At 32.2% G+C, this 422-nt stretch carries 2 pseudogenes; both read left to right on the top strand.

Features of this window, described 5'->3' with window-relative positions:
* Positions 1 to 102 (top strand): annotated as a pseudogene (locus C1I92_RS35810) (ABC transporter ATP-binding protein); the annotation flags it as partial.
* A gap of 31 nt (positions 103 to 133) precedes the next feature.
* Positions 134 to 422: pseudogene (locus C1I92_RS33130) on the top strand (AraC family transcriptional regulator); the annotation flags it as partial.

Genomic DNA, 422 nt, shown 5'->3' with positions numbered 1-422 from the left:
ATTGTGGAATATGGGACTCATGAAGAACTAATGGCGAAAAATGGAAAGTATGCTAGAATGGTTGGTTTGCAGAGCGTTCAAGTGAATCAACAAATTCAGTAACAGGCTGTGTTAGATACAGAGGAGGTTACTTATGGCTAAGTTAGAGGTAAAAGATAATAAAAAACTGGTACTAAAGTCAGTTATCTGTAAAAAGTTACATGATACAAAAGTAGAAGATGTAGATCAGGAAATTAATAAATTTCATCAACATTTGCAGTTGTTAAAAGCACAAATTTTTGGTCCATTAATTGTAAAAAGTTGTGGTACTACTATTCATGATGATGGATTAATAACGACTGATTTTGAGTTTTATATTCAAGCTCATAATGCTCAACAGTACAGTAACATTTATGATGTACAGGATTCTATCTCTGTTCCAT

The sequence above is a fragment of the Jiangella anatolica genome (genome assembly GCF_003236295.1).
In the GTDB taxonomy this organism is placed as follows: Bacteria; Actinomycetota; Actinomycetes; order Jiangellales; family Jiangellaceae; genus Jiangella; species Jiangella anatolica.
The sequence above is the reverse complement of the archived record's forward strand: the minus strand, read 5'-3'. Positions and strand labels throughout refer to the sequence as shown.